5 protein-coding genes are annotated in these 11,796 nt (G+C 62.2%); 1 reads left to right on the plus strand and 4 read right to left on the minus strand.

All coding sequences use genetic code 11. From position 1 onward, the window contains the following. Positions 1–79: 79 nt before the first annotated feature. The 3 genes from N645_RS0102930 to N645_RS0102940 form a co-directional block, all read right to left on the minus strand. Positions 80–1,159, minus strand: coding sequence for a 3-deoxy-7-phosphoheptulonate synthase (locus N645_RS0102930; protein ID WP_024460021.1), 1,080 nt, complete (start codon positions 1,157–1,159; stop codon positions 80–82). Positions 1,160–1,736: 577 nt separating this feature from the next. After that, on the minus strand, positions 1,737–5,264 hold the full coding sequence (locus N645_RS0102935; protein WP_024460022.1) for an exodeoxyribonuclease V subunit beta: 3,528 nt from the start codon (positions 5,262–5,264) through the stop codon (positions 1,737–1,739). A 137-nt stretch (positions 5,265–5,401) separates the two neighbouring features. Continuing rightward, entirely contained in the window at positions 5,402–8,131 is a 2,730-nt protein-coding gene (locus N645_RS0102940; protein ID WP_024460023.1) for a PD-(D/E)XK nuclease family protein, read from the minus strand. Between the two features lie 208 nt (positions 8,132–8,339). Here N645_RS0102940 and N645_RS17355 point away from each other — a divergent pair, with 208 nt between their 5' ends. Next, positions 8,340–10,937: an EAL domain-containing protein gene (locus N645_RS17355; protein WP_024460024.1), complete on the plus strand. Its 2,598-nt coding sequence runs from the start codon at positions 8,340–8,342 to the stop codon at positions 10,935–10,937. A 6-nt stretch (positions 10,938–10,943) separates the two neighbouring features. Here the strand turns inward: N645_RS17355 and murI are convergent, their stop codons facing one another. Then, entirely contained in the window at positions 10,944–11,771 is an 828-nt protein-coding gene (gene murI / locus N645_RS0102950; protein WP_024460025.1) for a glutamate racemase, read from the minus strand. Between the last annotated feature and the right edge of the window lie 25 nt (positions 11,772–11,796).

An 11,796-nucleotide genomic window follows, 5' to 3' on the forward strand; every position in this document is an offset into this window, starting at 1 on the left:
GACGGATACCACTGCAGATTGCGTAGGGCGGAGCCGAGCGCAGCGGTATGACCCGCATCCGCCGTAACCCAACGTGCCGCTACTTCTTCACCCGCTCCTGAAGATGATCCTTGATCTTCTCCCGCATATCCTTCAGCGCCTGCACGGTGGTATCCCAATCGATACAGGCATCGGTAATCGACACCCCGTACTTCAGGTCCTTCAGGTTTTCCGGAATCGGCTGGTTACCCGCGCCGATATGGCTCTCCACCATCAGACCAATGATCGAATCATTGCCTTCCATGATCTGATTGGCCACGTTCTCCATCACCAGCGGCTGAAGCTCGTGGTTTTTATTGGAGTTGGCGTGACTGCAGTCGACCATGATATTGGGCGGATTGACCCCGGCCTTCTCCAGCTCCTGCTCGCACATGGCGACGCTCACCGAATCGTAATTCGGCTTGCCGTTGCCACCGCGCAGTACCACGTGGCCGTAGGGGTTACCACGGGTGTGGACAATGGAAACCTGGCCTTCGGTGTTGATCCCCAGAAACCGGTGAGGTTTGGAAACCGACTTCAGGGCGTTGATCGCCACGGTCAGGCTGCCATCGGTACCGTTTTTGAAACCCACGGCGCCGGACAGGCCACTGGCCATTTCCCGGTGCGTCTGGGATTCGGTGGTGCGGGCGCCAATGGCGGACCAGCTGATCAGGTCCTGCATGTACTGGGGCGAGATCGGATCCAGCGCCTCGGTGGCGGAGGGCAGGCCCAGCTCGGCAATATCCAGCAGCAGCTTGCGGCCCATGTGCAGACCTTTCTCAATCTTGAATGAGTCGTTCAGATCGGGGTCGTTGATCAGGCCTTTCCAGCCGGTGGTGGTCCGGGGCTTCTCGAAATAGACGCGCATCACCACATAGATGGTATCGCTGACCTCGTCGGCCAGTTTCTTCAGACGCTGGGCATAATCCATCGCCGCGTCCACATCGTGGATGGAGCAGGGGCCAATTACCACAAAAATCCGCGGGTCTTTACGGTCGAGGATATTGCGAATGGTTTCCCGCCCCTGGGTGACAACCTCCCGGGCTTTGTCGGTCATCGGCAGCTCGCGCTTGAGGTCGGCCGGTGAGATCAACAGCTCCTGGGAGACAACGTTGAGATCGTCTATTTGCGTGTCGGTCATTAGGGTTAGTCCATAGAGTGTTTCGAGAATACGGCACCATTCTACTGAAAATGGGGCACTTTTTGGGAGAAATTTGCCGATGGGGTTGATAGTTTTTGGATAATTTGATCGGCTGCTTATTATCTCTGACAGTTGTCGCTAATTGCTTTACCGACATTAAGTCCAGATTGGCGGTGACGTCCGGGCCGGGAAGGGGAAGCCCTTTCAAGACACGCCGTAAACCCATCCCTGGGGGCTCGACGCGCGGAGTCCCTCCGCTTACGGTCTTGAAAGAGCTTCCCCTTCCCGGCCCTCAGTGCCAGCGTAACGTTTCGGGAACTAGCGCCTGTGTGATCTTTACGTTGGGTTACGGCGGATGCGCGCTACGCGCTTATCCGCCCTACGCAACCTCCTGAGCCACGCGAAGGCCGCACCCGTCGCCGCAACCCCGCAATCACGTACCGCACGAGGTCACATCCGTCGCCGAGGCCCCCGCAATTACGCATAGGGCGGAGCCGAGCGCAGCGGTATGACCTGCATCCGCCGTAACCCAAACCTACCTCATCCGCCGCTTCCCGCCCCTTATGCATCAAAGAGGTTAAACGGTGACTTCAACCAACCGCTTATCTGAGGCTAACAATGGAAAATACAGGGCGGTTTTGATGGGGCGGGTTTCGCCCAGGTCTTGCATCACCTTGGCGTAGCGCGCCAACTGCGGCGTATAGGTTGCCACCTCCTGCGTCACAAACGCCTCCGGTGACTGATCCGCCTCCGGTTGGCTGCTCTTGTAATCCACAATCCAGCGCACACCGCCATCCACAAACGTCCGGTCAATAACCGACTCGCGCACCTCCGCGCCCACCGCATGATGAATCGCCAGCTCACAGGCGCTCTCCTCATGGGCCGGGTCAAGCAGCCAGCGGCCGTCCGGGTCGGTCAGAGTCTGATGCAGCCCCCAGCGAATCTTCTCCAGAGCCTCCGCAATGGTGTCCGGCTCCCAGCCGAACTGGCGCAGCTGCAAGGTCCAGAATGGGCGCTGCTCCTCCGCCCAGGCCTCGGTCCAGGCATCCAGCGGCTGCTCGCTCAACCGCTGTAGCTGGTTGTGCAATACGGTGCCGGTATGGCGGGCCAGGCGAGCGGCCGGGGCTTCCACCTCCGGAAGGTTCTCCTCGTCGCCAAACTCCCGCCCCCGGTATGCCTGTAACACGGTCACCTCGGAGGGTGCCGGCGCCTGCCAGTCTGGGGGCAGGCGCAGAATGTGTTGGAGTCCCTCGTAGGCGTGGTCACTGTTGGCGCTTGCTGAGGGCGATTGGGTGCCCGCCGGGGCGCTCAACATCTGCGCCTGTACGGGCTCCCAGATGGTGCGTAACAGGGAGCCCTGGCGGGGGGCGCGAGGCTTGCCGCTGCGCGCATCCAGACCCACGCAGGCCAATAAATGCAGGCGCTTGACCGCGCGGGTGCAGCCGACGTACAGCAGCCGGGTGGCCTCGAAGCTGTCCCGCAGCTTGGCTTCGTTGCGCATGAATTGGTAGAGCGGGTCGGTATCGGTGCCGGTGGGAGCCAGCGGTCCCAGCAGCAGTTGGCGTTCCCCGGCCTGATTGATCCGCTGTTGCCAGAGCAGCAGCTCTTTGTCGTCGTTACTGCTGGCCCGGTCCAGCCCCGGAATGATGACGGTGTCGAACTCCAGCCCTTTGGACTTGTGCAGGGTCATCACCTGCAGGCGCGGGTCGGCGTCGGCGCGGGGGGCGGCGAACAGGCTTTCGACGCCGCGCTCGAAGGTGTTCCAGTCCCGTAGGCCGCCGCCGTGCTGGTGCTTTTCCACCAGGTTGAAGTAGCTCGGAATATCCTGCACGTCGCCGGGCTCGGCCAGCAGAGCCGGGCCGCCCAGCGCCAACCAGACGCCCTCGATCCACTGGCGTAGGGGCTTGCGATGACGCTCCCGCCAGGCGGGCTCCAGCACGGACATCAGTCGATCCAGGCACCGGCGACCGGTGTCGCTGATTCCGGAAATTCGATCGCGCTCCTGCAATTGCTGCCAGATCACCGGCCAGCCGTACTTGGGCCAGGGGTTCTGCGCACCGAGATCGGTGGTGACCAGTGCGTGCAGGTCGTTCAGGTCGAGACCACACCAGGGAGCGCGCAGAATCGAAAGCCAGGCAATGCGGTCGTCCAGGCTCAACAGGGCCCGGGTCAGGGACATCAGGTCGACAATCGCCATACGACTGGCGAGTCGGTCGATTTCCGTGGCCTGCCAGTGCAGGCCGCGCCGGGCCAGGGCAGGGAGTATCCACTGCAGGTGCGGTCGGCTGCGCACCAGGATCGCCACCGAGTCTTCCTCATCGGCGGCCAGGGCCTGCTCGGCGAGCTCGGCGACCGACTCGGCTTCCTGCAGTTGCGCCAGGGTCTTGTCCGGGCTGCCCTCCGGGTTGACGGCTTCACTGTCGACGTCGTCCGAGTCGTTCTGATGCAGACAACCGTAAAACTGGACGGCTTCATTCTCGAGTGGGGCGTTGAAGGCGATGGACGGTGAATAGCGCACCGCACCCCGGCCAATATCGTCCCGGGCGGGAAAGGCCCGGGAAAAAATATCGTTGACCCAGCGAACCACGTTGGTCTGGGAGCGGAAGTTCACAGTCAGATCCAGCGCGGTCATGGGTACCTCGCCAATGCCGTGCTCCCGGGCATCCAGAAACAGACCGACATTGGCGTCGCGAAACCCGTAGCAGGACTGCATACCATCACCGACGATAAACAGCGTGCGGCCGTCGTCGGGTTGCCAGCCGGCGGTCAGCTGCTCCAACAGCCGTAGCTGTGGGGCGGCGGTATCCTGAAATTCGTCCACCAGAATATGCTGAATACGGTAATCCAGTTTTAGGGCGATATCCGTGGGGTTTTCTTCATCCCCCAGAGCGAAGCTGGCCGCCTGGGCAATGGCGCTGTAATCGGTGGCGCCCAGTTGCTTGAACACCAGGGTCAGCTCGGCGCTGAGCAACGGCAGCAGACGGGTCAGGCTGTCGAGCAGTTGCCACTGGCTTTCGGTGTACTCCGCCGGAGGCAATTGGCGCACGGCGTGCAGTTGCTCGGCCAGGTCCGGGGTTTCTTCCTGAATCTGTGCGACCCACTCGCCGTACTGCTCTTTCAATGCGGCGCCGGGTTTGCCGGCTGGGAAGCCTTCCTTTTTCGTCAGGCGCTTGCGCCACTCGCCCTTGGTGGTGAGCATCAGTTCGGCGAGAGCCTGCCAGTCGGCTACCGCCACCGGGCTCGGATCGGGTAGGGCGGTGATGCCTTTCAGGCGCAGAATCGGGCTTTCAGGGTTGTCCTGCTCGACGTTCGAAGCGGCCTGATCGGCTAGGTGGCAGAGATCGCTGGCGTGGTAGCCGATGCCTTCGATCACCCGGTTCAGTTGTTCTTCAATCACATCCTGCAGCACCGCCTCCAGGTAGGGGCGGGCGTGGGCCTGTTGAGCCTCAAGCATCACCCCCAGCCACTGGTCCCGCTTGGCCAGCAGACGCATCAGCAGCGTTTCGATGGCCGGCAGGTTGGTGTCCAGATGGCGCAGAAGTCGCTTCAGGTCCTCCCGGACGCTGTCGTCGGTTTCCAGGCGGGCCAGGAACTGATGCACGGCCTGGCGATAGGCGAGTTCCGGGGCGTCCAGGGTGTCCGGTTGCGCGCCGAGCTGGCTGTCCAGGGGCAGTTGCCGGGTGATGGCGCGACACAGACTGTCGATGGTCTGGATGCGCAGTCGCTGTGGACTCATCAGCAGTTGCCACTGGCACTCTTCGTCGCGCTGCAAGACCGCCTGAGCCAGACGCCAGGTGCGCCGGGCGTGGGGGTTGTCCGGCTCCGGCCGTTCGGCGGCCTCGCGCAGGGCCGCCATGATGCGGTCCTGCATTTCCCCGGCGGCTTTGCGGGTGAAGGTGATCGCCAGTACTTCTTCCGGAGCGTCGCAGCGGGCCAGCAAGGTCAGGACGCGCTGAGTCAGCAGCCCGGTTTTCCCGGACCCGGCGGGCGCCGCCACCGCAAAGGAGCGGGTCGGGTCCAGCGCCGCTTGCCGGGCGTCGAAGTCCGGGGGCGCATCGGGGCTGAAGGCGCCGTGGGGGAGGTTGTCCAGAGTTGTTGGGTCCATAAAAAGAACGTGTCAGGTTGGTCGAAAAGTTGGGTAACGGCGGATAGCACGGCAGGTGGCGTAGGGCGGAGCCGAGCGCAGCGGTATGACCCGCATCCGCCGTAACCGAACCCGGCCGCATCCTCCGTTGCTTTGGTTTACAAAATAAACCGCGCAATGGTATCGGCTTCCAACACCCGGTTTAACGGTACCAATTGCCCGCTGTACCGCTGCGCCTTGGCGTCCTTGAAATCCACCCGGGCATCGCCGGCCATGAAGGTCCGGGCCAGGTCGCTCAGTACCTCGCGCCACTCGGCCCGCTGAGCGTCCCAATCCTCGCTGGGCTTGACGCCGGGTGGGGGAGTACTCAGGGCTCCGAGGCCAATCCACTGCAGGGCTTTTGGGTTCAACTGCGCGAAGGCAATACCGCTGACCGGGTCTTCTTCGGTGACCGCGTATAGCGGCAACTGCGGCTCGTCGGGGCGCGGGCCCTGCCACTGATTGGCATTGAGGTCGGCGCCGGTTTTGTAATCAATCAACAGCCGCTCGCCGTTTTCCAGCTCGTCGATGCGGTCGATAAAAAGCGTCAGGTTCAGGCCATTGAATTCAATCAGCCGGCGCTGCTCGGTGGCCACGACGCGGAAGGGCGGGCGTTGTTTTTCCAGCATCAACCAGCGCTGTACCATCCGGCTCAATCGTTCCTGCTCCAGGGCGCAGTACTCCGGCCCCAGTTCCCTCGGTCGCCGCTGACGGATCGGCGCCAGGGTCTGTTCACAGGTGCGATTGATGAGATCGTTCAGTGCTTCCTCTTCAATGGCATGCAGTTGCGAGGAGTCCCGCAGGGTTTTCCATACGGTGGCCAGCACGCCGTGCAACACCGTCCCGCGCTCGGCGGGAGAGAGGCCCAGTACCGGCGCATCCGGGAGCTGGGCCCCCAGACGCAGTTGGGCGAAGGCGTTGAACGGGCAGGCCGCCTGATGCTTGAACAGCGAGCTGCCGCCGGGCGCCTTGCTGCCGGCGGTGATGCCGGGCCCTTTGGCACTGTGTACGGGTGTGAGTACTCGGGCTTCCCCCAGAGCGGCTTCGAAGGCCTGTCGGGCGCTGATGGGCTCCGGCACCAGTTCGGCCAGTGGCGTTTCCGGCAGGGCGCGAATCAGCGGGCTGGGTGACAGGTCGCCCTGATCGTCGCTGTGGGGTGCGCTGAATACCACCTGTTCGGCGCATTGCCGATAGTGGTCGGTCAGGCTGCGGGCAAAGTGCAGTTCCCGTTCGGCGCTGGCGTGGGGCATCTGCCGGTCCCGCTGCAGTTCGAGCGGCAGCAGGGGATTGGGGGCCGGCACGGGGGGCCATTGGCGCTGGTGCAGGCCCAGTACCCAGCAGTGGCTGAAGCGCAGCCCGGCGCCCTCCAGGGCCCCGAGAATCTGAATCGGGGAATCCGGAGTCTGTGCCTGAAATGGGGTCTGTTGGGCCAGCTGGTTCAGTTGGCTCAGGGCCTGGGTCAGGCTCAGGTCGGCGCCGGTGGCCTCCAGGGCGGCAAAGGTTTCCAGCAGCTCGTGCCAAAGCCCCAGTTGCTGGAACTCCTGACTGTCCAGCCGGCGCGGGCCGGGCCAACCCAGGGTGTCCAGTTGCTGCCGGAAAAGCTGGGCCCACTGGCGCGCACTGGTGGATCGGGGCATGCGTCGTCGCTGCTCGTCGAGCAGCTGCAGGCGCCGGTTCAGCGTCGGTGTCTGCGCGGTCGTGTCGGGCGACAGCGCAGGACTTGCTTGCGCCTCACCCAGCCAGTCGGTGATCACCTGGCCATGAAAGCGCAGGTCACTGCCGGTGAGTTCAAACTTGCCCTGTTCCCGCAACCGGGTAACCCACTGCGCGCGTAGCACGGCCTCCGCATCCGGCTCCCCCCAGAACGGGTTCTGAAGCAGTTGGCAGACCTCGTTCAGCGGCCACTGGTCCCGCAACAGGCCGAGCAGGCTCAGGGCAGCGTGAATCAGCGGCGTCGTGCCCAGGGGCACCCCGGCGGAGAAGTTGAATGGCAGGGTGTAACGGGGCGTTCCCGGCAGGGGCACTGTGGGCTCGAAGACCTCGGCAAAAATCCGTTCCACCTGATCCCGTCTCTGGCCCAGGTCCGGCACGATAATGCCGATGACCGCCTCCGGCGAGGCTTGTAGCTGGCGCAGACTCCACAGGGCGGCAGCGCGCAGCTCGGTGTCCGCATCCGGGGCCGCGACGCGATGCAGGTGATTGTCGCGGGTGCCCTTGGGGGAGAGCGCGACGCGCTCGAGCGCGGCGGCGTCCAGAATCCGCTGATGCAGGGGAGGCAAGTCGTCAAAACCGAGTAGCCAGAGGCGGGGCTCGGGCTTCAGAGCGCCGGCTTCATAGGCCTGGGCGACAGTCTGCTGGCCGGCTTCCGGCGTCATCAATCGGCGACTCGCCAGTCGCTGCTCAAAGTGTTCGGCCCAGCGCAGAAAACTGCGGCTATTGCCGTTCAGATAAGGATCCTGCCGGAGCGTATCGGGCGCCACCTCCCACAGCGTGAGTGCGCGCAGCGCCGAGTCGGCCTGCTGGGCCAAGGGGTCCGCCTGCAGAAGGGTTTGGGCTTCATCCGACTGACCGATCACTTGCTCCCAGACCCATTGGCGTTGGTGGCGGCTGGCCAGTGCCCGGTCGCAACCGGGGTAGCCCCGGCTCACCAGTGTCTGCCACTGCTCATCCAGCCACCGGTTGAGAGGCCATACCCGTGGGGCGGCCCAGGCCTTTTTTCCCTGCTCGCGCTGATAGTGGCTCCAGGCCTTCAGCAGGTGACGCCGAAGGCGATCGTTGGCGGTAATGATGGACTCACCGGCGTTCAGGGCGGGTAGCAGGGGGCCGAGATCGAATAGGGAGGTTGCCATGGTGCTCCGGGGTTTTCGGTCGTTGGGGCAATGCGCGAAGAATAGCATGACCGGCGCGAGGCTTCAGGGGCGCTTGTTCCATTGAACGAATGATGCGCCAAATTCTGTGCTAGTCTTGAAGGAGCTGTCAGAAAAACGAGGGTAGGCGGTGCCCACGGAGCTTTCACGGGGTCACCATTGAACGGGGCCGCCATTCAGGGGAATACAGATGCCGTTGATGACATCGATCAACACCAAACTGTTGGCGATCGTGGTCTTGTTCGCAGCGATCAGTGGGGTGTTGATCGGGTTGTGGCAGGGGGCGGAGGAGTCGCGTCGTCTGCAACAGGGGTATGACGAGCGCCTGCAGATGCTGGGGGAACGTTACCGGGATCGCCTGGCTCAGGAGTTTGCCCGTCGCCAGAACCTGCTGGTGGCCACCCGTGATGCCCTGGCCGACTCATTGACCCGTACCGCCGGGGACGCCGTGCCCCTGGACTTCGGGTTTCAGCGCGACCCCGATGGCGCGGTGCGGGAGTACCTGGGTGAGTCCGGCATCTTCATTCACCGGGATGCGGCCATCACCGACGCTGTGCGCCGGTTGGTGTACCACACCAACGGTACCTGGTTGAATATCGAACCGCTGCTCAAGACTCAGTTCAATGCCTTTTATCTGATCACCAAGGACCGGGTCAGTCGCATCTGGCCGGCCTCGCTGGTATCCGGGCACTTACCTGCCCATGATGTGACCCAGGAAATTTTCTACACGCTTGCTGCTCCCGTTGAAAATCCCCTGGGGAAACCACGCTGGACCCCTATTTATTTTGACTACTACCCTCAAGTCTGGACCACGTCGTTACTGGTGCCGCTTTACGTCAATGGTCAGTTTGAAGGTGTGGTAGGGGCGGACCTGGATATGTCGTTCCTGTTCAGTCAGATCAATCAGTTGGAGTCGGACTTCGAATCCCTCAACGGGTTTATTTTCAGTGCCGATGGCGAACTGATCCTGCACGGCGATCAGTCGCTCAGTGCACCGGCCCAGCAGCGCGGCGATTATGAGGTGTTCAACCAACGGGCCGAGTTGAGCCCGGGCATGCGTGAGTTCATCGACCGGTCCCGGTCGGGACAGTGGCCGCCCGGCGGAGTCTATAACCACGAGTTACGGGGGGATATACAGCGTATCAGTTACCAACCACTACCCGAACTCGACTGGTATATAGGGCTGCACTACCCCGAGTCGATGCTGGAGTCCCGGCATGCGGAAACCATGATGACGATTTACCAGAATATTGCGGGAATGTTGTTGTTCCTGTCGTTGGGGATGTATTACGGGTTGAAGTGGTTGGTAACGCGACGGATTCTGAAACTGGCGGATATGACCGAGCGCATTGGTGCGGACAATTGGTCGATCCGCCTGCCAGAGTCGGGCAACGATGAAATCAGTCAGTTGGCCCGGGGCATGAACCGCATGCTGGAAAAAATCAACGAGCTGTTTCGCGGACTGAATAACAGCATTCAGGATATGGAACGGCTGGCCTATTACGACCAGCTCACCGGCTTGGAGAATCGGCTCCTGTTCAAGGAGCAGTTGCGTACCGCACTGTACGCGATTCGGCGTGAAGATCAGAATCTTGCGTTGTTGTATCTCGACCTGGATCACTTCAAAGACATCAACGACAGTCTCGGCCATGAGGCCGGTGACCGTTTGTTGGTGAGTGTCTCCCAGCGCCTGCGGGCCTGTCTGAGAGAAGAGGACTCGGTGGCTCGTTTGGGCGGAGACGAGTTTGCGATATTATTGCGCAATGTCTCCGAGCCCCGCTATGCGTCGGTGGTGGCGGAAAAGATCATCGACGCCCTGGGATATCCGATCCGGCTGAACGCCCAGGAAGTGGTGGTAGGAACCAGTATTGGCATTACGCTCGCGCCGGATGACAGTCGGGATCTTGAATTGTTGATGCGCAATGCCGACTTGGCGATGTATCAGGCAAAATACCACGGACGCAATGTGTATCGCTTCTACACGCCGGATATGAACCGGGAAGTGGAGCAGCGTTTGCGCCTGGAGCGTGAATTGCGCCAGGCGTTGCAGAATCACGAGTTTGAGCTCTATTACCAGACCCAACTCGATATGCAGACCGGAAGGGTGGTCGGTATCGAGGCGTTGCTGCGTTGGAATCACCCGGAGCGCGGCCTGGTGCCGCCGGATGAATTTATTCCCGCAGCGGAGGACAGCGGCCTGATCGTGCCCATCGGACAGTGGGTCCTGCGTGCCGCCTGCCAGCAGGCCAAAAATCTCTACAAGGCTCAGTTCAAACACGTAAAAGTGTCGATCAACGTGTCAGCGAGGCAGCTCAGTGACCGGGACTTTGTATCGGACTTCAAAGCAGTGGTAAGAGACACTGGGGTGGAGCCGGAACAATTGGTGCTGGAGGTGACCGAGAGTACTTTGATGGCGGACACTCAAGTCGCATTGGCACATCTGCATGCACTGCGCACGTTGGGTGTGGGGCTGGCAATTGATGACTTTGGTACCGGCTACTCCTCCCTGAGCTATCTGAAACGCCTGCCCGTCACCTGTCTTAAAGTGGATCGCAGCTTTGTCCAGCATTTGCCGGCCGATGACGAGGACCGGGCCATTACCACCCTGATCGTCGCCATGGCCAACAGTCTGAACTATCGGGTGGTGGTCGAAGGGGTGGAGACTGAGCCGCAGTGGGCCTTTCTGCGCGAGTGTGGTTGTCACTTTGGCCAGGGCTATTACTTCAGTTACCCGGTGCCGGTGGAGCAGCTCATGGTGGGGTTGCTCGAAGCGCAGAAGCGCCATTGATGGTCGTCAGTTATTGGGTACGGCGACCACCTGGATATCGCTGATGCCAAACTCGCCCAGTGCCGGCCCGAGCCGCTCGACCTCGGGGCCATCGGCGGTAAAAAGTGCCTGGTGAACCGGGCTTTCAATGGCTGACTTCCCGCGACCGAGCTCGGTCAACCAATAGGCCACTCGGCGGGCGATCGCCTCCCCGGAATCAATCAGTGCGACCTCGGGTCCGACAACGGCCTGCAACTCCTGCTTCAGGAGCGGAAAATGCGTGCAGGCAAGGACCAGAGTATCCATTTCCGGAGCGCGCGGATGGCTCAGCATGGGTGACAGCAGGTCCTGAAGCTGTGCCAGGGAAGGCGTCTGTCCGCGCAGGTGAGCCTCGGCCAGCCGGACCAGCTCGGAGCTTCCCAACGAAATGACCGTGCAGTCGGCGGCAAATTGCTGGATCAGGTCCCGTGTATAGGAGCGGGCAACCGTCCCCGGAGTGGCGAGCAAGCCTATGACTCTGGAGCGCGATTGATGGGCAGCGGGCTTGATCGCGGGGACCACGCCCACGATCGGCTCGCGAAAGTGCGCCCGGATGTGCGGCAGGGCCAGGGTGCTGGCACTGTTGCAGGCCACGACCACCACGTCGGGGCGGCTGTGTTCGATCAGCCGGTGCAGGACCCGATCGACCCGCGCAACGAGGACCTCTTCGCTTTTCGTACCGTAGGGAAAGGCGGCATTATCCGACGCATAGCTCACCGAGCAGTGCGGAAGCAGTCGCTGAATGTCCGCCATAATACTCAGGCCGCCCACCCCGGAGTCGAATACCAACAGGCGAGGGGGGGGATCAGCGGGCATTGTACAGGTCCGTGGTCATTGGCTT

Source organism: Marinimicrobium sp. LS-A18 (assembly GCF_000463525.1).
Classification (GTDB): Bacteria; Pseudomonadota; Gammaproteobacteria; order Pseudomonadales; family Cellvibrionaceae; genus Marinimicrobium; species Marinimicrobium koreense.